We start from the raw sequence: 23,293 nt of genomic DNA on the forward strand, positions 1-23,293 counted from the left end.
GGGCCGCGCTGTTGGGAGCTGCCCGCCGCTTGGGCGCCGCTCTCGGCGGGGCGGGTGCATAGGATCGTTGGCATGGCACTGCGACCTGTTCAGGTGAACATCAAGGCTGTTGACGGCTTGGCGGTCGGCCGGTTCTGGGCGGAGGCGCTCGGCTGGAGGGCTTACAGCCCCGGCGTGACCACTTACGTCGGACCCGCCGGCGGTCCAGTCGACGGCCCAGCCGACAGCCCCGTCTGGCCGGACCCGGTCGCCGTCTGCATCGACGTCGTTCCCGTCCCGGAGCCCAAGACGGCGACGAAGAACCGTACGCACCTCGATCTCGCCACCACCTCAGCGGCGCATCAGACGGAGTTGGTCGCGCGGCTCCGGGCGCTCGGTGCGACGCCCGCCGACGTGGGCCAGGGAGAGGTGCCGTGGACGGTCCTCGCCGACCCGGAGGGCAACGAGTTCTGCGTGCTGGAGCCTCGGGATGTCTACCGGGACACCGGGCCGATCGCCGCGGTGGTGGTCGACTGCGTGGATCCGCGGGCCATGGCCCGGTTCTGGGGCGAGGCGATGGACTGGACCCTGCACGAGGTGGCCGACGATCATGCGACGCTGCGCTCCGCCAAGGGGGTCGGCCCGTATCTCGAGTTCCTCCGCAAGCCCGGTGCGAAGACCGTGCCGGACCGCGTCCATCTCGACCTGCTGCCGTACCCCGGTGACGACAAGGAAGCGGAGGTGGCCCGGCTGCGGGCCCTCGGCGCCACCGACCTCGACCTCGGCCAGGGCGACGTCCCGTGGACGTGCCTGACCGATCCGGAGGGCCACGACTTCTGCGTCCTCGCCCTGCCCTGAGGCGGAGCCTCTACGACAGCGACAGCGACAGCGACAGCGACAGCCGCATCGGCTGCGACTGCGGCTGCGACTGCGTCGCTCTCGGTCGAAACCCTGCTGCCCCGCCCTGGCGGAAAACCGCGGGGCGTACCCACAGCCTGGGGAATCATGAAGCATGCGCCCTGATGACTGGCACCTCACCCAAGACGTCGACGACTTTCTCGCCCGAGCCGGAGACTTCCTGCGCTCCCGGCCCGGCTTGCACGTCATGCCGCTGACGTGGGCCGCGAGGCTGAAAGCACGCGGAGCGGACGCGTTCGGCGCCGAAGCCCCCGTCTTCGGCGTACTGGAGCAAGCGGGTGAGGTCCATGCCACCTTCTACCGCCTCCCGCCTCGCGCCCTGTGCCCCACCCCGCTCACACCAGAGCAGGCCGACATCCTTGCCGCCCACCTGGCCGCCCTCGGGCACTCCCTCCCCGCCGTCAGCGCGGACCACAGCAGCGCCACCGCTTTCGCCGAGGCCTGGCAGCGGCACACCGGGGCGACGCCGGAAATCCGCGACACACGGCTCTGTCTGTACCGCCTCGGCACGCTCACCCCACCGGATCCGCACCCGGCAGGCCGGGGCCGCGTCCTGGGCGAGCAGGACCTTGAGCAGGTCATGTTCTGGTGCGGCGAGTTCGCCAAGGCCGTTGGGGAGGACGTCTCCATCGACGCCGACTCCTGGGCCGACACGCGCTTCGCCGACAAGCGCTACACGCTCTGGGAGACCCCGGACGGCACTCCCGTCTCCATCGCCGGCATGAACCCGATGATCGGCGGCCAGGTCCAGGTGGACATCGTCTACACCCCGGCCGGCCTACGCGGTCGCGGCTACGCGGGCGCCGTTGCGGCGGAGGTGAGCCGGGCTGCACTGGCTGCCGGCGCGAGGGACGTCGTCCTGTTCGCGGACTTGGCGAACCCCACCAGCAACGCCCTGTACCAGCGCCTGGGCTACCGCCCGCTCACCAACTGGGCGACGTACGACTTCTCGGCCGACTTCTCAAGTGCCGCACCGGAAGTCGGTCAGGAACAGCGGGTCCTGGCCGACCGCCTGCCAGAGACACCGGTCGGGACCGGTCAGTAACAAAGAAGCCAACGCCGCCGCCGGTCCGTAGCGTGATGAGTATGGATATCAAGCTTGCACAGTGCTTCATCGCCGTCGACGACCACGACAAGGCGCTCGCCTTCTACCGCGATGTGCTCGGTCTCGAAGTGCGCAACGACGTCGGATTCGAGGGGATGCGCTGGGTGACCGTCGGCTCGCCGTCGCAGCCGGACGTCGAAATCGTCCTGGAACCGCCGCTCGCGGACCCGAACGCCACGGACACCGATCGCCAGGCGGTCGCCGAGCTGATGGCCAAGGGCCTGCTGCGCGGCGTCATCTTCCGGACCGGCGACTGCGACGCCACGTTCGAACGGATCCGCGCCGCGGGCGGCGATGTGCTGCAGGAACCGATGGACCAGCCGTACGGCGTACGCGACTGCGCCTTCCGCGACCCGGCCGGGAACCTGCTGCGGTTCATCCAGCCGCGCGGCAAATAGCGGAGCACCAAAAGAGCCGGCGGGCAGGAGTGCTCGGTGACCGTGAGGGAAGCGGTCGCCGCGCTGCCTGCTGTGCCCGGCCGCTGTGGCCACCGTGACCAATACGGCTACCAGATGATGACCCCGCCGCCGACTCCCAACGCCCGGCGAGCCGCGTTCACGATGTTGTCCAGGCGGCGGCTCACGTCGTCAGCGTGCTCGGCGTGGGACTTTCGTGACGCCGTTCTCGCCTCCGCGGATCCCGCCTCCGCCGATCCCGCCTCCGCCGTCATGTGATCGGCGATCCGCGCGAGATGGGTGCGGATCAGGTCGCACTCGGCGAGGAAGTCGGACACCTCGTCCGGCGCCACGGCCAGGTCCTCGACGGCCAGCCGCGGAAAGAACCGAGCGCCCAGCGCACGAACGGCCTCCGACCCCCACACCTCCGTACGCCACCGCTCCCAGCCGGCCACGTCGGAGCACCCGGGCGGAACGTCCAGCACTTCGATGCCGCCCTCCGCTCTGGGCACGTACACATCGACCGACAGACTCATGGCAGGGAGTCGACCACGGACGGGCCCCGCCGGTCCACCGCATCCGGTCCACGCGCCCCGCCCGTCCTCGCCCCGGAACGGTGAGGCCCGAACAAGGTCTGGAAACAGCGCATTGCCTGACCGCTCCCTTTCCCTTACCCTTTTCCCCGTGACTGCCGGGTCGGCCATGGGCCATCAGCGAGTAGGGTTCCCGGCCTCCGAGTGAGGCCCGGGCGGGCCAGAGGGCCGCCCTTTCTGATTTCGCGCACTGAGCGCTCGTACGGAGTTCTTGTACGGAGTTCTTGTACGGGGTTCTTGTACGGGGTTCTTGCACGAGTGCCCCGCCATGCCGTGCGTTGCCGTGCACTGCCATGCCATGCCATGCCGCGCCGAGCCATGCCGCAGCACGTCGCGGCGCAGCATCGCCCCGCATGCCGTTGTGCACGCCGTTGTGCATGCCATTGCGCGTACCTGCACGTCTCCCCGCCGGTCTACCGGTCTGCCGGTGTCGCCCGTCGACACATGCCCTGCCGGTGCCCCGCCGGGAATTCGTGCGCCTTCGTCTCTTCACCACCATGCCGTTACCACGGGCGTACCTGAATTCGCCCCGTGGCGATTCGCCATGCCTCAATCCAGAACTAACCCAGTCAACGAGAAGAAAGAAGAGAATGCCCAACGACTTCAATGTGCCGGTCATCGAGGAGTTCCGCGCCAATGCGGGTCAGGTCGGCGGCTATTTCGAAGGAGCCCGGCTGATCCTGCTGACCACGACGGGAGCACGCTCGGGGAAGCCGCACACCACCCCGGTCGGCTACTACCCCGACGGCGGCGAGAGCGTGCTGGTCATCGCCTCGGCCGGCGGCGCGCCGACGCACCCGGCCTGGTTCCACAACCTGGTCGCGCACCCTCAAGTCACCGTGGAGACCGGGGTGTTCACGTACGAGGCGAAGGCGGAGGTGCTCTCGGGCGCCGCCCGGGACAAGGCCTTCGCCCGCGCGGTCGAGGCCGACGCCGGCTGGGCGGAGTACCAGGCGAAGACCACTCGGGTGATACCGGTGGTCGCCCTCCACGAGATCGCCGTCGACGGCCCGCCGAACGTCAACGCCTCCTCGATGGGCGAGGCGCTCAAGGCCATCCATGACGCGTTCCGCCGTGAACTCGCCCTGATCCGCAAGGAGTTCACCACCGCCGGCGCCACCCTCGGTGCTCAGCTCCGCGTCAACTGCCTGACCCTCTGCGCGGGCCTGCACAACCACCACACCGGCGAGGAACACGGCATCTTCAAGTTCCTCGCCGACAGCCACCCCCAACTCGCCCCCGCCCTGGACCGCCTGCGCGAGGAACACGGGCGCATCGCCGCCCTGACCGCGGAGTTGAAGCGGATCGTCGGCGACGGCTCCGCGGATCCCCAGCACGCACGCCGGGAGGTCGAGCGCCTCACCGCCGAGCTGGAGGCCCATCTGACGTACGAGGAGGAGCAGTTGATCCCCGCACTCGACGCGCTGGCCGGGCTGACCCACTAGTTCGGTCTGCGCGGCAACGGCTGGGCGACCCCGCGGACGTCCAGCCGCTCACCGGCACACCGAACGACATCAAAGAGGAGGGCGGCCCGATCCGCCGGCCGCCCCCTCACCAGAACCAGAACCAGAACCTAACGAAGCACTACCAGTCCGTGGCGGCGGGTTCCGGCAGGACGCCCGGGCGCGTACCGGGGACGGCCGGCTGTCGTTTGTCGTGCCTGCCCAGCGCCGCGAGGGTCAGGGTCACGGTGACCGATGCGACCGCCATCAGTGTCATCGCCGTTGCCGGGGAGGTCAGTTGGGCGAGTGCGCCCGCGATGACGGCACCGACGCCCTGCATGGCGGCCATGCCGGTGGCGTGCAGGCCGAGAGCCTGGCCCGCGAGGTCGTCGGGGGTGAGGGACATCAGGCGTTCCTGCAGGACCAGGCTCGCGGCGAAGCCGACGGAGGCGACGGTGACGGCCACGGCCGACAGCGTCACTCCGGGCCGCAGGACGAAGAACAGGTAGGGAACCGCAAGCAGCAGACGCAGCGGGGTCGCGAGACGGGAGCGCAACGCGGGCGGTACCAGGCGCCCCACCGCCATGTCGCCCGCGAACATGCCCAGCGCCCCGAACGCGTAGAGCATGCCGGCCGCTTCGGGAGCGTAGGAGACATAGAGCGAATCGCCGCCGACTATCAGGCCGTTGGGGACCCACAGGCCCAGGTAGACGAGGCGACGGGGGCGTGAGGACCACAGGAGGGCGTTGGTGCGCCAGGTCGCCGAGACGGACGGGCGGCCGGATGCGCGCGGTGGGCGGGCCGTGAGGCCGAGGCGGGTGACGAGGGCCGACAGCACGTACAGCGCTGCTGCAAGGAGCAGGCACGTCCTCGGGGACAGGATCACCAGCAGTGCGCCGCCCGTCGCGAACCCGGCCATCTGCACCAGGCCCCAGAGCATGTTGTAAACCGAACGCCCCAGGACATAGCCGTCCTTGGTCAGGATCTCGTTCAGCAGTCCCCCGCGTACGCCCCCGCCCAGCGACGCGACCAGGCCCTGCAGGAGTACGACGGCGAAGACCCCCCAGACCGGCAGTCCGGGCAGCGCCAGCACCGCTGTGCCGACCGCAAAGGCGAGGGTGAGGGCGGTCAGGATCGCGCGCGGGGGCAGGCGGTCGGCGCCCGAGAGCAGGACCGCGCCGCCCAGCAACTGCGCCAACTGCGGGGCGAACATGCTCACCGCCGACAGGAGCGGGGAGCCGGTGGCCCGGAAGACCAGCGTGCCGAGGGCCAGGCCACCGATCGTCTGGGCGGCGGCGAAAGCACCGAAGGAGAGCAGGAACGGGGTGAACTCCGGGGTGCGGAACAAGGAGCGGTAGCTGCGCATGGGCCGAAGTCTCGGAGCAACTCAGGGGCCCTGTTTACTGTTTCGCCGACACGCGAAACGTCGCACGCATGGGCTTGAGGAACGCCGTACGCATGGGCTTGAGGAACGTCGTACGCATGGGCTTGAGGAACGTCGCACGCATGGGCTTGAGGAACGTCGCACACATGGGCTTGAGGAACGTCGCACACATGGGCTTAAGGTCGTGCGCATGGGCTTGTGGCAGATCGGCACCGACACCCTCGCCCGCAGCCGCTTCGTGCTCTCGCCGTTCGCCGAGACCTTCGCGAGCCTGAGACTGCTGCACGCGGGGACCGGTGCCCATCCGGGCGAGGAGGCCTGGCTGCGCGAGCATCTGCCCTGCTACCGCGCCCGTCTCACGGCCGATCCGGTGGCCGCGCTGGTCGTGCGGGTGGCGTTCGGCACGTCCTGGATCGCCGACTTCTTCTGCCCCACCTCGTGCGCCGGGGAGAGCTTCGAGGAGACCGTGGCGCGGGTGCGGGCGACCGGGGCCGAGGAGGCGCGGGCCAACCTCCGGGTGTGCCTCCGGGGCAGCCCGCTTCCCGCCGCCCTGGAGCGGGACGACCTGCCCGAGCGGGCGACCGCGCTCCTGACCTACGTCTGGGAGGAGACCGTGCGGCCGTACTGGGAACGCCGGCGGCGCGTCCTGGAGGCCGACATGATCGCGCGGACCGCACGCGTGAGCCAGGGAGGCTGGGCCGCCGTGCTGGACTCGCTGAAGCCCGGGACGCGGTGGCTCGGCGAAAGCGGGTTCCAGGTCAACCCGAACGCGTATCCGCCGCGGGAGATCGCCGCCGGGGCTGAGCTGCTGTTCATGCCGGTCACACCGAAGACCAGTTGGGTGTCGTGGGAGGGACGGGAGCGGTACGCCGTCGTCTACCCGTGCCTCGGAGTGCTCGCCGAGGACCACCACCGGCGCCCCGTCCCGGCCGGACTCGGGGCGCTCGTCGGAACCGCACGGGCCGGAGTGCTGGCGCTGCTCGGAACTCCCATGAGCACGACCCAGCTCGTCGCCGTGACCGGGCAGGGGCTGGGTTCGGTGGGCCGGCATCTGCGGGTGCTGCTGGACGCGGGACTGGTGGAGCGGCGGCGGGCCGGTCAGTCGGTGCTGTACGTCCGGACGCCGGCCGGGCAGGTCCTCATGGAGGCGTCGGGGGCCGGTACCGGCGACAGGGAGCCGGAACCGGGGATCCACTAGGTCCTGTCCGACGGACCAGGGCGGCCCCGGACGGCCCCCGGCGCCCCCCGAAGGTCCTCACTCGAACGGCAACGGCCGCGCATGCACCACGTCCAGCCGCGAAACGGCCCGCGTGAGCACCACGTACAGCCGATGCAGCCCCCGGGCCTCCCCCTCCGCGATCGCCGCCGGCTCCACGGCGACGACATGGTCGTACTCCAGGCCTTTCGCGACACCGGCCCCCAACACCGTGACGCGCGCGCCCAGTTGGTCCGCCCCGGCCACGTCGATACCGGCCCCGCCCAGCGTCTCCCGCACCCATCCGACATCCGAGTCGGCCGCGATGACGCCCACCGACCCCTCGTACGAGAGGGCACGCCGCACGGCCTCGACGGTCTCCCGGGGCACGTCGTCCGTGCGGCGCACCCTCAACTCGCCGTCCCTCCGCAGGGATTGGGCTGCCGCGACTCCCACGTCCAGCCGTGCCAGTACCCGGTTCGCCAGTTCGACCACCGACTCCGGTACGCGGAAACCGGTGGTCAGCGGCACGACCACCGCCTCCGGTTTGCCCAGATGGCCGAGGAGTTCGCCCCACTCCCGCGCGGCCCACGGCGTGGTCCCCTGCGCGAGATCGCCGAGCACGGTGACCGACCCGAAGGCCGCCCGCCGCCCGATCGCCCGGCACTCCATCGGCGACAGGTCCTGCGCCTCGTCGATGACCAAGTGCCCGTATCCTTCCGGGTGTTCGACGAGTCCGGCGACCTCGTCGAGGAGCACGAGATCGGCCGCCGACCACTTGGCGGACTTCCACGACCGGGGCGGCCGCGCCCACAGCAGCGCCTTCTGTTCGTCCGCGTCCAGCACCCCGTCCGCCGCCGCGGCCAACGCGTCCGGATCGGTGAGCAGTTCGGCGACCACCTCCTCCGGCCGTGCCCTGGGCCACACGGCGTCGACGTACGCGCTGATGGGCCGCGCCCGCGAGATCTTCTGCACCCAGGCGTTGGTCTGCGGTCCGGCACGCAACTCGGCCCGCGCCTGCACGTACCGCACGACCCGGGTCCGTACGCGCTCACGTCCGACCGCGTACGGCGGTTCCTCGGCCCGCACGCCCGCCACGATCCGCACGAGTTCACCGCCCGGCACCCGCCACCGGTACGAACCGTCGGGCACCGCAAGGCCGTTGCCCCCCAACACCCCCTCCGCCCCCTCCTCTCCATCCGCCCCGTCCGCCCCGTCCGCACGCACTCGGGAGTAGAGGGCACGCCGCAGGACCTCCGCCATGCGGGGGTCGTGCTTGACGGCCGCGGTGGCCTCGGCGTCCTCGCCCGTGACCGGCTGCCGCCCGATCTCCTCACCGACTGTGGACTGCCGTACACCGGTCTCGCCGAGCGCGGGCAGCACCTCCGAGATGTAGGAGAGGAAGGTGCGGTTCGGCCCCAGGATCAGCAGTCCGCCACGCTGGACGCGCTGCGGGAACGTGTAGAGCAGGTACGCGGCCCGGTGCAGCCCGACCGCCGTCTTCCCGGTGCCTGGCGCGCCCTGCACGCAGACGGAGACGGTGAAGTCCGCCCGTACGAGATCGTCCTGTTCGGGCTGGATGGTCGCGGCGATGTCGCGCATCGGGCCGACGCGGGGCCGCTCGATCTCGCTCGCGAGAATGCGACTGCTCACTCCCGGCGAACCGGGGAGGCGCCCTTCAACTTGGCGCTCCTGTGCGAGCCGCTCGTCCTCCCGGTGCTCGTAGGCGAGCCGCTCGTCCTCCAGGCCCGTGAGGTCGGCCGAGTCGCCGCGGCTTCCCGGCGCCCAGCCGAACCGGCGCCGCACATGCACACCCTGTGGATGACGGGCGCTCGCCTGGTAGAAGGCGCGCGAGACGGGAGCGCGCCAGTCGACGACGAGGGGCGGCGCGGAGGGGTGCTCGGTGATCCTGCGCCGCCCGATGTGATAGCTCTGCCCGGCGTGATCACCCGCATGCCCACCCGCATGCTCACCAGCGGGATCAGCGGCGCGATCACCGGCCGTTCCGCGGTCCGCCGCGAAGTCCAACCGCCCGAAGAACAAAGGCCCTTCGGGCAGTTCCCGCATCTCCTTCGCCCGACTGCGAAGCCGGTACCCGAGTACTTCGGCGTCGGCGCCGGACGCGGATACGTCCTCTCCGGTGACGACGTGTTCCTGCGCTCCGTCGACCATCGCGGCGAGGGCGGTCCGGCAGGTGTCGTGGTAGACGCGTTCCTGGGTGAGGGAGGTGGTGAGAGCGGGGTCGGGTGACGTCATTCGAGCGAGGATAGCCGAATAGCGTGACTCGGTTAACTTTTTTACTTGGCTATGGGGTGGGGCGTATCCAGCGCCGGGGCGTCACACGCATCAAGGCGTCTGCGTTTCGGGACGCCGGGCGTCACGCGCATCGAGGCGTCTGGCGTTTCAGGACGCCAGGCGTCACACGCATCTCGGCGCCAGGCGTCACACGCATCGCGGCAATCCCGCCTCAAGTCGCGCGAACGCGCCCTCCGCGGCGACGACGGCATCCCGCCGCACCACCACGACCGACTCGCCCCTCGCGATCCGCCGCCAGTTCTCCTGCGCGAGGATCCGCTGCACGGCGATGATCTGGCCGGCGGCGAGCCTGTCCTCAAGGCCGCCGCCGAGCGCCTCGGCGAGGGCGGCCTCGGACCGCTGCAGGTACTCGTACAGCCGCGCGACCAGCGAAGGGGTCCCGTAGAGCAGCCGGTGAAAGGCGAGGATGTGCGGGTGTTCATTGACCCCGGTAATGGGGTCGCTCCGCTCGATCCCCGCCAGGAAGTGCCGCCGCAGCACATCGATGGCGGACTCCCCCGGCGCCCGCGCGGCGACCACCCGCGCGGCCTCGGTCTCGTGATCGGCGAACCGGTGCAGAACCAGGTCCTCCTTCGACGGGAAGTAGCGGAAGAGGGTCGGCTTCGAGATCTGGGCGGCGGCGGCCACCTCCGCGACGGAAACCCGCTCGAACCCCTTCTCCAGGAAGAGCGAGATGGCGACATCCGACACGTCCTGGTACATCCGCAGCTTCTTGCGCTCACGCAGCCCCATGGCACTCACCACATCCGCAGTACCCACCGCATCCGCAGTACCCACCGCACCTGCCGCACCTGCCGCACCTGCCGCACCTGCCGAGTCCGCCGTACTCACTGCGCCCACCGGCCCCATTGGCCCCATTGGCCCCACGGCGCTCACCCCGCTCACGCCGCCCACAGCACCCGTCTCGCCCATGCCCCGAGGGTACGCACCTTCCGGACTCCCGCCCTCCCCTTGACCACGACCAAAGTTGAGGCCGAAGACTGTCAGCCGTCGCTCTCCTCGGTGGCGAGGGCGTCCCGGTCGACGACGGCAGGGCCGCAGCCCGGCGGCAAGCGCTCGACGACCATCGCCACGGCCGCCTCGACGCTGTGGACCTCTCCCACGAACTCGGTCCTGGACGGCCCTTCCACACGGAACCGACCGCCCGGCTGTGGGCGTATGTAGGGGACATCCCACGTCCAGGGATTTTCGATGCAGCGGCTGAAGTGCAGTTCCCCATGACCGCTCCAGGGGAAGAGCTGCCGAAGCCGAGGCTCGGCATAGGCGGCTCGCACCAACTCGCTGTCCACGTACTGCGCACCGAACAGCGTCTTCCATTCAGCCTCTGTTCTGGCTGCGGCGTCCTGAACTGCCATGGTCGGGATCCTTCCACACGGCCGCGGCGGGACGGCTGCGGCCAGTCGTCGGTGAGGTGTTCTCAGGGCGGCGTTCCGCCACGCCAACTCGGTACCGACGCCAGGCTCCACAGGTCGTCCAGATGCTTGTTCCATGTGGCGACAACGGCCTTGGAGTCGTCGCTGCCCTTCGGGGACCAGACGTTGAGATCGGTGCGGTAACCCTTGGGGTCGTAGAACTCCGGATCCGAACTGCGCAGCACAGTCCGTGCCATCACGTCGTAGAGACCGTGCAGCACCTGATCCCGGTTGAAGATGCAGATCTTGTCCCTCGGTATGCCGGGGTAGAGGCGGTACTCGCACTCTGCCGTGACCCGCCCCAGCCCGGTGAGCCGTTCCGCGAGGCCCGAGAGCGTCTGGTCGTACTCCTGGCACTTGCGCTCCAGTCGCTTCCGGAAGTCGGGATCGTCCAGGGGCGCCCCTCCCGGACCCACCCTCGACGGAACGGTCATCGGCTGCCCGAAGTCCGGAATCAGCACTCTGACGGAGACGTGCCTGGTCGGTCCTGGATCGTCGAGCAGTCCCTCCAGGCGGTGGTAGAGCTCGTTGTAGAGCGTCTCGCCCGTGTAGCCGAGGAAACTGATCTCCACCATCCGAGCGTCGAACGCCTCACTAACGAAGCTGCCCAGCTCCCTCGACTGGACCTGCCCGCGCGTCGGCAGGCGAAGCGAGGCAGCGAGGTCCTTCAGCGTGTCGTACAGCACGTAGCCGACCAGACTGAGCAGCGCGCCGCCCAGGAATACCTTGTCCTGTAAGGCGTCCCCGACCGGCTTCACGAACTGGGCCGTCACTCCGATGACGAAGATCGCCATCAGCAGGATTCGCGTGACCGCCGGCTCATAGCGGGCCTGGAACCGCCTGAGCCGTTCGCCCATGCCACCGTCGGCCGGCCTGCTTCCCCCACCGGACATGCGCAGCCCCTCCCCCGTGCCGAAGCGCCCGGCGGCAGGTCAGACGTCCGCGGAGAAACCAGCCGTCCGTAGGTCTCCATGGTGTCCGTGCGGCAGTGCACGGGCAAGATAGGGGTTCGCCACAGATCTGTCTGGCAGTCCCAGCCCGGCCATGGCTCCGGCCAGGGTCATGGCATAGGAGTCCACCGCCCGTCGGACGTTCGGGGTATCCAGGCTGTCGCCGGTCACGAGGCGGTCGAGGTCCACGTAGGCGGAGCGGATGACTTCCATCCACCGGTACACACGCCAGTCCTCGAGCCAGCCCTTGGTGCAGTCCTCCGGCAGCAGACGGACCCAGCGGGAGAACAGACGTCCACGGATCTCGGGGCGCGTCGGGGTGAGATGTATGTGGCGGACCAGGTCGTACAGCGGATCACCGACCATCGCCATCTCCCAGTCGATGAGGGTCAGACCACCGTTCTCACGGCGTACGAGGTTCCACGGGTTGAGGTCGCCGTGCAGGAGCACGGGCCGTCGCGGGACCAAGGTGTGGCGGTCGAGGATCTCACCCAGTCGGTGGCTGCTGGGGAGGCCCAGCTCTCGCGCCAAATTCCGGGTGGACTTGGGAAGTTCGGTCACCATGCGGACCAGTTCGCCACTCCGTCCCGAGTAGAAGTGCAGGCCTTCCAACTCGGGATCGAGCTGTTCGCAGTCGACGAGGGCCAGAGCGCGGAGCTGGTCGACGAGGTCATCGGCCTCGTACGGCAGGAGCCCGTCCGCGGGGTGGTCCGGCGGACGGATGCCGTCCGCCGGACCCTCGTAGGAGTGGATGGTGAACTCGTCCCGAAGACCGCTGGAGCCCAGGGCCAGCACCCTCGGGGCTCTCACCGCAGCCCCCGACTCCTCGATCGTCCTCAGAACGACGTGTTCGTTGAGCACTCGGCGTTCCAGCGGTTTCGCCGAGCCCACCTTTCGGCGGACCATGACCGGGAACGGCACCCCCGACACCCGGACCGCCGTGCTGAGATGCGCGGTTCCCTTGAACACCCGGTCCGAGGAGGCCGCCCCCTCCTCGAACAGCGCCTCCTGCACCGCCGATGCCCGGAACTCGGGGTGCTCCGGGACCCGCGGATCACGTTGCCAGGGGATCTGGGAAACAGATCTGTCGCGGCTGTGCCGGCCCCCGTGGGACTCGTTCCACCGGAAGAGGATGCGCTCGATCGCCGTCTTGTCCGGCACGCTCTTGAGCCGCAGGGGTTCCTCGGCAGCCTTCAGGGCTTGGTACACCGCTCCTGTCGCGGAGTCCAGGTCCCGCTGGTCGAACGAGTCGCCGAGCCCGGTGGCAGCGCGCATGACATCCGGGTACACCGACTGGGCGCGCTCGAAGGCCACGTATTGCTTCAGATCCCGGTCGAGGCCGTTGACGGCTTTGCTGCGCCGCTCGCCCATGGCCATGGCCCACGCCTCGATGACCTCGGGCCACTGGTAGTCGGGGTACTGCATCCGCACCAAATGGGTGGCGAGATCATGCAGCGGGTCGCCATAGGTCGCGAGCTCCCAGTCGACACAGATCAGGGGCGGATCACCCTGGAAGGAGACGATGACGTTGTCCCGGTGCAGGTCCGTGTGGAGCAGGCTGAACGGACGCCTGATGAGCGTCGGCACCCGTTCCGCGAACCGCACCATCGCGTCGTCGGGGATCCCCAGCATCGCGAACAGCCCGCCGAAATCGGCCCAGTTGCGCTGTCTGATCTGCTCCTCGACCGCGAACGCCAGCGCCCGCAGAAAGGCTCGGCTGTCCCGGCTGGAGCGGGGCCAGGAGGCGGGCAGCGGAGGAAGATGCTGCCTGCGCACCTGCGTCATGTCCGCGAGGAGACCCACGAGGGCGGCGATCAGTCCACCGTCCACCGGCTTACCGTTGGGGCAGATGCTGGAGAGAGGCACGCCCTCCACATAGCTGAGGATGATCACGTCCCGGCGCTTGACCAGACACCGCGGAACATGCGGAAGGACACCGGAGATCGTGTTGAGGATCTCCGCCTCGTCCTGCCAGGTCCTGATGACCACGGGCAGCGCCGCCCGGATCCGCTCCCGCACCGTGACCGCTTCACCGTCGTCGCAGGCCACGAGGCGCGAGTCGTCCTCCGTGGGCGGCCGCACCATGTAGTTCAGGTTGTGGTGTCCGCGGCCGAACGATCCGTGCTCTTTGGCATAGTGCACGAACTTGCCATACGCGTCGTCCGCCGCTCTTTCCAGAGCGAGTACGGCGGGTGCTGGCACGGGCGGACTGCCCACGGTCACTCCTGAATAGCTGTGCGTTACCACTGATCTTTATGCGCTGCAAGTGGAAAAACGACACAGTAGTGGCAAGCACCACGGCGATGACCGAACTCCGCCGGATCGATACGAACTTGAGCGGAGACACCACCTCTTCAGCCTTACGCCGACCGAGTCCTGCGGAAGTCCTACGGATTCAGAGGCGGTTCTGCCGGTTCCGGCGATTCCGGCGGGCCTTCGGCCAGGAGGTTCCAGCAGGAGTCGAACCAGGACTGCATACTCTCGATGAACATGGATCCCGGAGCGTTCGAGTCGCCTTCGTCATTGACGTGACGGGTCAGCTTCGATTCGAGGCCGAGCACATCCAGGGCGTCGACGGTATCGCCACCCAGCAGGATGGGGCGCTCCACCACCTCGTATGGTCCGAACAGCACCTCGGCGTCCCGGCGCAGATACAGCTTGCTCGACGGGGCCAGCGGTACGTGCCTGATCTCCACTTCCACCGACGGCACCTTGTGCTGCGTCTTCAGGTCGATCAGGGCATCGTGCAACGACTCGGTGTGCCTGCGGGTGATGGCGTGGAGCCGCTCCTGAAGCTGCTCCTGCAACCGGTCCAATTCATCGGGTGCCCGCCGCACGTCCGCATCCCCGACCGTCTCCCTGGCGCGGGGATACGGAAGCTCCAGAGATTCCGAAGGCAGCAGCATGCGCAACTCGATGCGCTCGGGCGGAACCACCTCGCCGAGCCGGATGCGCTCCGCCTGCACGCGGATGTGGGTGTCCAGGGACTCGGACGTGAGGGTGAACACGTCCAACCGCACGACCGGCTGGGCGAAGGCCCGAGCGATGAAGGGCCCCAGGGCCGCACGCACCCGGGGCGTCTCCGGCTGCCGTATCCGTGAGTGGATCGGGCTGTGGTGGACGACCGTTGTCCCGCTGCCTTGGCGGGACTTGACCCATCCGTCGGCGCTCAGCTCCCGCAACACCCGCTGGACCGTGTCACGCGAGACCTCGAACTCCTCGGCGAGCTCCCGCTGCGGGGGCAGCTGGGACTTCAGCGCGTACGTGCCGTCGGCGATACGAGTACGCAGCGCGTCCAGGACACGCTCGAACTCCTTGCCGCCTCCGTCGCCGCGTTCTGTGCTCACACCGCGACCGTACCTCGCCCACCCCACGAGCAAACCGCTTCCAGTCACATTGGCGGCCCGGCACTACACCCAACCAATCCAAAATTGACTGACAGTTAAGGGATCAAGCAGTCAGGGAACATTCAACTCAACACAGAATCAGCCCAACTGGACCGCAAGTTGATCGATCCGCTGAACTGGACGGGGTGGGGAACATGGTCTTCTTCCAACTAGTGGGCGTCGGCATCGAATTCGCGATAGCCCAGCTGGTCCAATCGACGCTCGGGTACGCGGGCCTGGTCCTGCTGACCCTCGCACTGGTGGGGGCCCGAGGGGGCCACCCCCGATTGGCCTGCTGGTCGGCAGGCCTCTTCTTTCTGCTGACCCTTCAACTTCAGGCCTGACTCCGCAGCACCCGCAGCACCGGTTCCAGCGAGCCCACCACGGCCTCGGCCCCCGCGTCGCGCAGTTCCTTCTCCTTGTCGCCGTTACGCGCGTAGCCAAGGAAGGGAACACCGGCGCGCTGAGCGGCTTCGTAGTCCGAAGGGGCGTCGCCGATCATCAGCGCGGACTGCGGGGCGGCGCCGAGGGCGTTCAGGGCCCGGTTGAGGCAGTGCGGGTCCGGCTTGAGCTGGTGCAGGTCCTGGGTGCGCCCGTAGATGTTGGGGGTGAAGCAGTCGGCGAGACCACGGTTCTCCAGGTAACTGACCGCGGTCCGCGGCGAGTTGTTGGTCGCCACGGCCAGCCGGGCGCCGACCGCGCTCCAGGTCCGTATCAGCGGATCCGCGAACTCGGTGGGCCAGGCGGAGGGCACCGCCTTCAGTTCCTGCTGGGTGAGCCGTTCCTCCAGCTCGACCACCAGATCGCTGTGCGGATGACGCCGGTTGACCGCGTACAGGACCGCCATCGGGTCGGGGTGGACACGCTCGTCCTCGGTCAGCAGTCCGCGCAGCCCCTGCCGCGCCAGCCACTCCACCAGATCCTTCGCCACGTCCTCCGCCGAGTGCCCCGCGAAGAGCCGACAGATCGGCCCGTCGAAGTCGAAGAGCACGAAGCGGGCGCGCTTGATCACTTCCTGGAGGTTCTCTGTCTCTGCTGCCACCGGACCAGTCTGCTTCGTATCAGGAGTCACTAGGAGAGTGTCAGGTCCGTCGTAATGGTTTCCCAGAGGGCGTCGAACCACTTTTGGGACTGCTCGACGAAGGCGGCGTCGCGTTGGCCGACCCTTTGCTCGAAGGAGAACAAGAGGGAGGCGGAGCCCAGGGCGTCGTACATGTCGAGCGTGCCGCTGTCCCCGGCCTCCTCCCGCCGCGTGATCATGTAGTACGCGATGAGGGCCTGGACACCGTTGAGCAGGTACAGCTTCACCGGCGGGGTGAACGGGAGCGCCCGGAACCGCACGTTGACGTCGATGCCGTGCGAGGAGCGCAGGGCCTTGAGGTTGTGGCGCAGGACGTGGCCCTGGGCGTTGCGCATCTCCAGCCAGCGCTGGTGGACCGGATCCCGGTCTCCGTCTCCCTGCGCTTCGACGGAGACGGGGAAGGCGAGGTTGATGTCCCGGGAGGGCAGCAGGATGCGGACGTCGATCGACTCCGGGCGGAGCCTGCCCTCGTGGATCAGGCGAACCGGTTCGCCGAGGGCCAGCATCAGGGTCTCGGCGGTGAGGCACGCGGCGTCCACCCGTACGTGCGGCGCGGCGAACGCCTCGGCCAACTGCGGCGCCAACCCCACCATCGTCGGCTGAGGCTCGCCCTGCGGAGGAGTCACGTCCGCGATGCGCGGCGGGCTCCCCTTGCTGACGTTGCTCAGCCGGCCTTCGTCCTGAAGTGCCCGCAGGGCCTGGCGGATCGTGCCGCGCTCCACGCCGAACTCCTCGGCCAGCTCGGCCTGGGTGGGCAGGCGGTCGCCGGCGCGCAGGTCACCCGCGCGGATGCGGTCCCGCAGGATGTCGGCGATCTCCTGCGGCGAGAGCCTTCTGGTGCCGTCCACTGCCACGTTCTCCTGGGTCACGACCAAACGCTACAACTTCACCCCATCTTAGGGGAGTTGTTTGAAAGTTGTTTTGAAGTAGAGACCAACTGGGGATAACTTAACCATAGTTGGCAACCAACTCAAGAAAGATGGCGGAATCCATGCCTCCTCTCACAAGTACTTGGCAGCTGATAAGTGTCCGCACCTCCCCAGCATCGTCCCGCACCTCAGCACCACAGGCCCCACCGCCCCACCCCGCTCCACCCTCGCCCCGAAAGACCTCGAAGGACCCCGAAGGAGGATCCACCATGCCAGCCATAGCCTTCCTCTCCGCCGTCTTCGTCGTCGGCTTCGAGCAGTTCGTCGGATGGCAGTACGGCCCCGGCGGCGTCGTCGGGCTGCTGCTGCTCACGGTCGGCATCAAGGCGAAGAGCCCGACGTGCAGCTCGATAGGCGCCGTCGTCCTCGCCCTGATGTTCTCCGGCCCGGCCCTGTGACCCGCACAACCCGTACGGCCCGTATATCGCGTACGGCCCGTACAGCCCGTCTGGCCCGTATGACCTGCGAGGACGATCCACCCGAAGATCCGGTACGGATACCGGTTTCCGTACCGGTACGGATACGTGGGATACCGGTTTCCGTACCGGTACGGATACGTGGGAGACCTCAGCCCGTGAGCACCAGCTCGGAGCTGATGGTCTCCCACAGTGCGTTGAACCACAGATGGGACTGCTCCACGAACGTCGTGTCCCGCATGCCGTCCCCCTGCTCGAAGGGGAACAGCATGGACTGGGTCCCCTCCGCGTCGTACATCTCCAGGTACTCGTGGTCGATCTCCTCGCCGCGCCGCGACAGCGTGTAGTACGCGAAGAGCGCCTCCGACCCGTTGAGCAGATACAGCTTCACGGGTGGAGTGAACGGCAGGGCCCGGAACGTGATGTGTACGTCGATGCCGTGCGTGGCCCGTAACGCCAGCAGGTTGTGCTTGAGGACCTGGCCCTGGGCGTTGCGGTGGGCCAGCCAGCGGCGCTGCAGCCGGTCGTCGACCGTGTCGTCCACGGGTGCCGGGAAGGCGAGGTCGATATCGCTGGACGGCAGGAGCACCCGGACGTCGACCCTGGCCGGTTTTAGTCGCCCCTCGTGGATGAGACGCAACGGCTCACCCATCGCGAGAGTGAGGGAGACCGCCGTCAGGCACAGGGCGTCGATCTCCACATGAGGGGCCGAGAAGGCGTCCGTGATCCGTGACGCGAGCGCCACCATGGTGGGCTGCGGCGGAGCTCCGGGCCCGGTCAGAGCCGGTCCCACGTCCTGGGCGACCGTCGCCGGGCTCCCTTTGGACACGTTGGACAGCAGGTGTTCCGACTGCAGGATGCGCAGGGCCTGCCGCACCGCCCCGCGCTCGACGCCGAACTCGTCGGCCAACTGGGCCTGTGTGGGCATGCGCTGGCCAGGCCGCAGCTCACCGGACCTGATCCGGGTGCGCAGCTCCTCGGCCACCTCGCGGTGTGACCTCTGTGGCCGTTGTGACCTCTTCCGCCCATTGACGGCGACGTGTTCCGGGTCCACAACCAAACCCTACAACTTCGCGCCATCTTTGGGCAGTTATTGAGAAGGTGGTTATGAGACGCATCCAAACGGAGATAAGTTCAGTGAAGTTGGTTACCAACTTGAGCAACATGGTCAAGCTTCCCAGGGGTTGGCCGCCAGAGTCGAAGCCCTCGACCAGGCGAACGGTCCCAGCGGGGGTCCGCCTCCCCGTCCCGAAGGAGGGACCGCATGCCGCTCATCGCCATCATCGTCGCTGCCCTCGCCGTCGGTTTCGAGCAGCTTCTCCAGCTGAAGTTCGGCGCGTTGGGCGTCATCGCCTTCGTCGCCCTCGCCGTCGGCATCAAAGCCAAGAATTCCATGATCGGCGGCATCGGGGCCGTGATCCTCGTGATGCTGCTCGCCCAGTCCGGCTGACCGGACGCCACCGTCCGCCAGTCCGGCTGACCGGGCTCCCTTCCGGAGGGGAGCCGGGAGCCTGGTCAGTCAGCACGACCGCGGATCGCTCCAAGACCCGCGGCAAACAACTGAATCGCAGGAAAACACAACTGAACAGCTACGGATCACAACTGAATACCCATCAACGGAGGAGAACCCGCCGACACAGAACGGAGCACCAGGACCAGGGACCGGGAGAATCAGAAGAAGTCGGAAGAAGTCGGAAGAAGATCGAATCAGAAGATGTCCGGGCACCACGGTCGCCTGGACGTGCGCAGCAGGGCGTCGGCCAAGGAGGCGGCGCCCGCTCGTGCTTCCCGCACCCGCCCCAACGCCGCGAGCCGCACCGCGGACTCGTCCCCGAGCCACAACGCCCCCAACTCACTCACACCCAGAGTGAGTTCGGCATCGGCGGTGGTCCGCTCACAACTCCCGCCCGCCTCAGAGGCGTCCAGCCGATACCGCCCCCCGCACAGCCCTCCCCGGTCTTCGACCTCCAGGACGAGCGAGCCGGTCGCCCCGTACGTACGCGCCTCCAATGCGGCCCCGACATCCAGGATCCGCACCCACACCAGGTCGGCCTGGGTGGTGATGCGCGCCGCACGCGGATCCGGCAGCAGATGCGGCAGCAGGTCGTCCGGCGCCCGCATCCCCGTCCTGACCTTCGTGACCCAGTCGACCGAGCACAGGTACCGCCACAGGGCACGCTCCGCGGCCGGCGTGACCGCGATCATGTCCTTGACCTTCGCCGTCTCCAGCGGCTGCTTCACGTCCCCCCAGTGGTCGTCCACGGTGTACGTGAGCAGCCCCTCGACCTCTCCGCCCGCGTTGCGGTACACGGCCTGGAACGGCTCGATCCACGATGCCGGGTCCAGCACCAGCCCGCCCGTACGGACCTGCCACCACCGCTCATCTCGCCCGACCACGCCGGGCTTCACGCGCCTGAGCCGCTCATGGAGCTCCGGACCGATTTTCCGTACGCCGTCGCCGTCCACGAGGTCGATACGCCCGCCGTCCTCCGGACCCGACCAGCGCGGGTCGAGTCCCGCCCTCGGCACGTCGATCGTCCACTCGACGCCCGTCGTGGCCGCGCCGAATCCGTACCGTCCGTAGATCGGGTACTCCGCGGCGATGAGCGTCGCCACGGTGTCGCCCCGCTCCTTCGCGGCGGCCAGGTCCCGGGCCATCATCCGGGTGAGGATGCCCCGGCGGCGGTGGGTGGCGGTGACGGTCACATTCGTGACGGCGTCGGCCGCGACGGGGGTTCCGCCCACCGCGGTGATCTCCTGCGCGAACGAACGGAACGTGCCCACGCATCGGCCGCCGTCGAAGGCTCCCAGGGTGCGCTCGGGCACGAAATGGGTGCTGCGGTCCCTGACCTCCGCGTCCGACACGGACGGGGGTTGCTGGAACCCTGTTTTCATCGCGCGGATCCACTCACGGATCTCGTCCTCGCGGATGGGGCGTATGTCGATGTCCTGACGCGAACTCATGCGGCCACGCTAGGCATACGTGCCGAGGGGTGTCGCGGGGTTTTCTCCCTCCCCAACCCCACCCCTTCCCGAAACTGGGTGCTCCGCCCCCAGACCCCCGTCGCTTGTACGTCGCCCGCGGACCGCCCTGGGCTTGTCGCGCAGTTCCCCGCGCCCCTAAAAAGACGGGGGCGTTCCCGCCGTCGCCGTGTACCGACCGTCGTCGGTTGCTCGCGCCGTTCCCCGCGCCCCTGCCGGGGTCCGGGTGGTCCCCTGCCGGAGGGGGCGCGGGGCTGTGACATTTGCGGCTCCGCCGCGGGGCGCGACCAGCCACAACGCACCCGCGGCCGAACACGTCACATCAGCAAGTCATCCACCTGCGCCTCGCCCTCGCGATAGCGACGGGCGATCTCAGCGCTGCAGTCGTCAGCCGTCCGCTGCAACTCCTGCCGCCGCCGCGAAACCTCCTGCTCGTACCCCACGAGCCGCCCCATCGCCGCGTTCAACTCCAGATCCGTACGCGCCTCCAGGTCGGACAGCTCGACCTCGGCGAGCATGTCCGCGGCCAGCCGCCGGTACTCCTCGCTGTGGGGCGTACCCACAGTGACGTGCCGCGCGGACGACCGCTGCCGCGCCGGCGCATCCGTCAGGATCTCCGACAGCCGCTCCACAACGGACGCGTCGTCGGCGATCCGCGCCTCACGCCCCTGCCCCTGCCCCCGCCGCGGCGCACCCCGCCGCCCCAACTCGGCCCGCAGGATGTCGATCCGCCCCTGCAACAACCGACGCACATAACTCAGATCGGCCTCGTCCCGCTGCGCATCCCTCCGCAGGGTGCGCAGTTCGGGCAACCGCAGACGGCCCAACTCGGACTCAGGCTGGGGCTGGGGCTGGGGTTGGGACTCGGGCTGGGGCCCGGACGCCGCCTCAGGCATGGGACTGTCCGTGCGCTGGGTGGGCGGACGCGCCGCGACCGGACGCACTGACGACGACGCCAGCGGCGGCGAAGACCGCGGTGGCAATGACGGCGGCGGCGAAGACGGCGATGGCGATGACGGCGGCTCCCCCCGAATCAGCGAAACGACCCCGGGTGACTGCCCCGTACTCGGTGTGCTCATGTGCCTCAACCGTCCCCTCGACCGGCGCGTGTGAGCATCGTGCCACCCCAAGTGGCCGCTATGTGACCGAGTGCCCCCGATCGGCCCCAGATGGGGGGTAAGCATCAATAAGAAAGCCCTCGTACGGAGGCCGACGCCGAGGCAGCGACGAGACCGGACACCGAGGTCAACCCGACGCACGGCATGATGGCCCGTATGCGTGCGGTGGTGCAGAGAGTGGACGGCGCGAGTGTCGTCGTCGAGGGTGAGACCGTCGGGGAGATCGACGGCGAGGGACTGTGCGTCCTCGTCGGGGTGACCCACGAGGACACCAAGGAGAAGGCGGCCCAACTGGCCCGCAAACTCTGGTCGGTCCGCATGCTGACCGACGAGAAGTCGTGCTCGGACATCGACGCCCCGCTGCTCGTGATCAGCCAGTTCACACTCTACGGAGACGCCCGCAAGGGCCGCCGCCCGACCTGGAACGCGGCCGCCCCCGGCGACGTGGCGGAGCCGCTCGTGGACGAGGTCGTGGCCCAGCTCCGCTCACTCGGCGCAACGGTGGCGACGGGCCGCTTCGGCGCGCAGATGCGCGTCTCACTGACGAACGACGGCCCGTTCACCGTGCTGCTGGAGATGTAACCACCAGTACCGGGCGGACCGAGATGTAACCACCAGTACCGGGCGGACCCTCCACACCACAGATCCAGCCCAACGTCCCCAACGTCCCCCTACGGCTCGACCACGACCTCCTGCGCCGCGGCCGTCGTATCGGCCACCAGCCGCGCGTCCAGCGGTACGTTCCGCTTGACGAGGCCGAGGGCGATCGGCCCGAGCTCGTGATGGCGTACGGAGGTCGTGACGAAGCCGATCTTGCGCCCGTCGGGCCCGTCGTCCGCGAGCCGGAGCTCCGCGCCGTGCGGCGGCAGATGGACCTCGCTGCCGTCCAGGTGCAGGAAGACGAGCCGACGCGGGGGCTTGCCCAGGTTCTGGACGCGGGCGACGGTCTCCTGGCCGCGATAGCACCCCTTCTGCAGATGCACCGCGCTGCCGATCCAGCCCAGCTCGTGCGGGATGGTCCGGTGGTCGGTCTCGAAACCGAGCCGCGGCTGGTGGTGCTCGACGCGCAGCGCCTCGTACGCGAGCAGCCCGACCGCCGGGCCGTGCTGGTCGACGTCAGAGGCGAACGACTCCAGGTCCGTACGCGGCAGGAACAGATCACGCCCGTACGGCGTCTCGCGGACGACGACGCCCTCCGGGACCTCGGCGATGGAGCCGGCCGGCAGGTGGACGACCGCGAAATCACCGGTCCGGTCGGCGACGTCGACGCGGTAGAAGAACTTCATCGACTCCAGGTACGCGATCAACGCGTCCTGGCTGTCGGGCTCCACGTGGGCCCAGGTGGTCGTCCCGTCGTCGACGAGATACAGCGCGTGCTCGATGTGGCCGTGCGCGGAGAGGACCAGCGCCTCGGTGGCGCGGCCCGCCGGGAGGTCGCTGACGTGCTGGGTGAGCAGCAGGTGCAGCCAGCTGAGCCGGTCGTCACCGGTGACGGTGACCACGCCGCGGTGCGAGAGGTCCACGAATCCGGTGCCGTCGGCGAAGGCGCGCTGTTCTCGGAACAGGTCTCCGTAGTGGGCGGCGACACCTTCGTCCACACCCTCGGCGGGAACGGCACCGGGCAGGGACAACAGAGGGCTCTTCATATCCACACAGCCTACGACCGAGTGGGCGCGCTTTTTATTTCCCCCG

At 68.9% G+C, this 23,293-nt stretch carries 24 protein-coding genes; 9 read left to right on the forward strand and 15 right to left on the reverse strand.

All coding sequences use genetic code 11. The features are described from left to right. Positions 1–72: 72 nt before the first annotated feature. From OHA11_RS20625 to OHA11_RS20635, 3 genes are all read left to right on the forward strand, one after another. The gene (locus tag OHA11_RS20625) at positions 73–837 is read left to right on the forward strand and encodes a VOC family protein (RefSeq protein WP_266498447.1); all 765 of its coding nucleotides are present in this window, start codon (positions 73–75) and stop codon (positions 835–837) included. 154 nt (positions 838–991) lie between these two features. Then, positions 992–1,942, forward strand: a complete 951-nt coding sequence (locus OHA11_RS20630; protein WP_266498449.1) for a GNAT family N-acetyltransferase — start codon at positions 992–994, stop codon at positions 1,940–1,942. 41 nt (positions 1,943–1,983) lie between these two features. Next, a complete protein-coding gene (locus tag OHA11_RS20635; protein ID WP_266498450.1) occupies positions 1,984–2,400 on the forward strand; it encodes a VOC family protein in 417 nt (138 codons plus the stop codon). A gap of 107 nt (positions 2,401–2,507) precedes the next feature. Here OHA11_RS20635 and OHA11_RS20640 read toward each other — a convergent pair whose 3' ends face one another. Then, complete coding sequence (locus OHA11_RS20640) at positions 2,508–2,933, reverse strand: hypothetical protein (RefSeq protein WP_266498451.1); 426 nt, start codon at positions 2,931–2,933, stop codon at positions 2,508–2,510. A gap of 647 nt (positions 2,934–3,580) precedes the next feature. Here OHA11_RS20640 and OHA11_RS20645 point away from each other — a divergent pair. Then, the gene (locus OHA11_RS20645) at positions 3,581–4,435 is read left to right on the forward strand and encodes a nitroreductase/quinone reductase family protein (protein ID WP_266498453.1); all 855 of its coding nucleotides are present in this window, start codon (positions 3,581–3,583) and stop codon (positions 4,433–4,435) included. Between the two features lie 139 nt (positions 4,436–4,574). On the opposite strand, the gene OHA11_RS20650 is transcribed toward OHA11_RS20645, so the two are convergent. Both OHA11_RS20650 and OHA11_RS20655 read right to left on the reverse strand, forming a co-directional pair. Next, positions 4,575–5,798, reverse strand: a complete 1,224-nt coding sequence (locus tag OHA11_RS20650; RefSeq protein WP_266498454.1) for an MFS transporter — start codon at positions 5,796–5,798, stop codon at positions 4,575–4,577. 34 nt (positions 5,799–5,832) lie between these two features. After that, a complete protein-coding gene (locus OHA11_RS20655; RefSeq protein ID WP_266498456.1) occupies positions 5,833–5,988 on the reverse strand; it encodes a hypothetical protein in 156 nt (51 codons plus the stop codon). Positions 5,989–6,006: 18 nt separating this feature from the next. Between OHA11_RS20655 and OHA11_RS20660 the strand changes: the two genes are divergently transcribed. Next, positions 6,007–7,014 carry a helix-turn-helix transcriptional regulator gene (locus OHA11_RS20660; RefSeq protein WP_266498458.1) on the forward strand — a complete coding sequence of 336 codons (1,008 nt, stop codon included), beginning with the start codon at positions 6,007–6,009 and terminating at the stop codon, positions 7,012–7,014. Positions 7,015–7,071: 57 nt separating this feature from the next. Here OHA11_RS20660 and OHA11_RS20665 read toward each other — a convergent pair whose 3' ends face one another. The 6 genes from OHA11_RS20665 to OHA11_RS20690 all read right to left on the reverse strand — a co-directional run bounded on the left by OHA11_RS20665 (position 7,072) and on the right by OHA11_RS20690 (position 15,036). Then, complete coding sequence (locus OHA11_RS20665) at positions 7,072–9,267, reverse strand: AAA family ATPase (protein ID WP_266498460.1); 2,196 nt, start codon at positions 9,265–9,267, stop codon at positions 7,072–7,074. A 186-nt stretch (positions 9,268–9,453) separates the two neighbouring features. Beyond that, positions 9,454–10,068, reverse strand: a complete 615-nt coding sequence (locus OHA11_RS20670; RefSeq protein WP_266507328.1) for a TetR/AcrR family transcriptional regulator — start codon at positions 10,066–10,068, stop codon at positions 9,454–9,456. 242 nt (positions 10,069–10,310) lie between these two features. Further along, positions 10,311–10,682: a DUF6193 family natural product biosynthesis protein gene (locus OHA11_RS20675; RefSeq protein ID WP_266498462.1), complete on the reverse strand. Its 372-nt coding sequence runs from the start codon at positions 10,680–10,682 to the stop codon at positions 10,311–10,313. A 62-nt stretch (positions 10,683–10,744) separates the two neighbouring features. Next, positions 10,745–11,632, reverse strand: coding sequence for a hypothetical protein (locus OHA11_RS20680; RefSeq protein WP_266498464.1), 888 nt, complete (start codon positions 11,630–11,632; stop codon positions 10,745–10,747). A 39-nt stretch (positions 11,633–11,671) separates the two neighbouring features. Then, complete coding sequence (locus OHA11_RS20685) at positions 11,672–13,774, reverse strand: aminoglycoside phosphotransferase family protein (RefSeq protein WP_323186773.1); 2,103 nt, start codon at positions 13,772–13,774, stop codon at positions 11,672–11,674. A gap of 302 nt (positions 13,775–14,076) precedes the next feature. Beyond that, positions 14,077–15,036 (reverse strand): GntR family transcriptional regulator, encoded by a 960-nt coding sequence (locus OHA11_RS20690; RefSeq protein WP_266498468.1) that lies wholly within the window; start codon positions 15,034–15,036, stop codon positions 14,077–14,079. 194 nt (positions 15,037–15,230) lie between these two features. Between OHA11_RS20690 and OHA11_RS20695 the strand changes: the two genes are divergently transcribed. Further along, complete coding sequence (locus OHA11_RS20695) at positions 15,231–15,419, forward strand: hypothetical protein (RefSeq protein WP_266498471.1); 189 nt, start codon at positions 15,231–15,233, stop codon at positions 15,417–15,419. Here the strand turns inward: OHA11_RS20695 and OHA11_RS20700 are convergent. Then, positions 15,410–16,147, reverse strand: a complete 738-nt coding sequence (locus tag OHA11_RS20700) for an HAD family hydrolase (RefSeq protein ID WP_266498472.1) — start codon at positions 16,145–16,147, stop codon at positions 15,410–15,412. The two genes, OHA11_RS20695 and OHA11_RS20700, sit on opposite strands and share 10 nt — an antisense overlap. Further along, positions 16,147–17,031, reverse strand: a complete 885-nt coding sequence (locus tag OHA11_RS20705) for a winged helix-turn-helix domain-containing protein (protein WP_266498474.1) — start codon at positions 17,029–17,031, stop codon at positions 16,147–16,149. Before OHA11_RS20705 ends, OHA11_RS20700 begins: the two co-directional genes overlap by 1 nt. A gap of 263 nt (positions 17,032–17,294) precedes the next feature. On the opposite strand from OHA11_RS20705, the gene OHA11_RS20710 reads away from it, so the two are divergent. Next, positions 17,295–17,483, forward strand: a complete 189-nt coding sequence (locus OHA11_RS20710; RefSeq protein ID WP_266498475.1) for a hypothetical protein — start codon at positions 17,295–17,297, stop codon at positions 17,481–17,483. A 169-nt stretch (positions 17,484–17,652) separates the two neighbouring features. Here OHA11_RS20710 and OHA11_RS20715 read toward each other — a convergent pair whose 3' ends face one another. Further along, positions 17,653–18,561: a winged helix-turn-helix domain-containing protein gene (locus tag OHA11_RS20715; protein ID WP_266498478.1), complete on the reverse strand. Its 909-nt coding sequence runs from the start codon at positions 18,559–18,561 to the stop codon at positions 17,653–17,655. Positions 18,562–18,765: 204 nt separating this feature from the next. Here OHA11_RS20715 and OHA11_RS20720 point away from each other — a divergent pair, with 204 nt between their 5' ends. Next, complete coding sequence (locus OHA11_RS20720) at positions 18,766–18,951, forward strand: hypothetical protein (protein ID WP_266498479.1); 186 nt, start codon at positions 18,766–18,768, stop codon at positions 18,949–18,951. Between the two features lie 257 nt (positions 18,952–19,208). Here the strand turns inward: OHA11_RS20720 and OHA11_RS20725 are convergent, their stop codons facing one another. Both OHA11_RS20725 and OHA11_RS20730 read right to left on the reverse strand, forming a co-directional pair. Beyond that, positions 19,209–20,465, reverse strand: coding sequence for a GNAT family N-acetyltransferase (locus tag OHA11_RS20725; protein ID WP_266498480.1), 1,257 nt, complete (start codon positions 20,463–20,465; stop codon positions 19,209–19,211). 335 nt (positions 20,466–20,800) lie between these two features. Further along, on the reverse strand, positions 20,801–21,379 hold the full coding sequence (locus tag OHA11_RS20730; RefSeq protein ID WP_266498482.1) for a hypothetical protein: 579 nt from the start codon (positions 21,377–21,379) through the stop codon (positions 20,801–20,803). A 378-nt stretch (positions 21,380–21,757) separates the two neighbouring features. Here OHA11_RS20730 and dtd point away from each other — a divergent pair, with 378 nt between their 5' ends. Then, positions 21,758–22,183: a D-aminoacyl-tRNA deacylase gene (gene dtd / locus OHA11_RS20735; protein ID WP_266498484.1), complete on the forward strand. Its 426-nt coding sequence runs from the start codon at positions 21,758–21,760 to the stop codon at positions 22,181–22,183. 89 nt (positions 22,184–22,272) lie between these two features. Here the strand turns inward: dtd and OHA11_RS20740 are convergent, their stop codons facing one another. Beyond that, positions 22,273–23,247, reverse strand: a complete 975-nt coding sequence (locus OHA11_RS20740) for a folate-binding protein YgfZ (RefSeq protein WP_266498485.1) — start codon at positions 23,245–23,247, stop codon at positions 22,273–22,275. Positions 23,248–23,293 lie beyond the last annotated feature (46 nt).

The organism is Streptomyces sp. NBC_00878 (genome assembly GCF_026341515.1).
Lineage (GTDB): Bacteria > Actinomycetota > Actinomycetes > Streptomycetales > Streptomycetaceae > Streptomyces.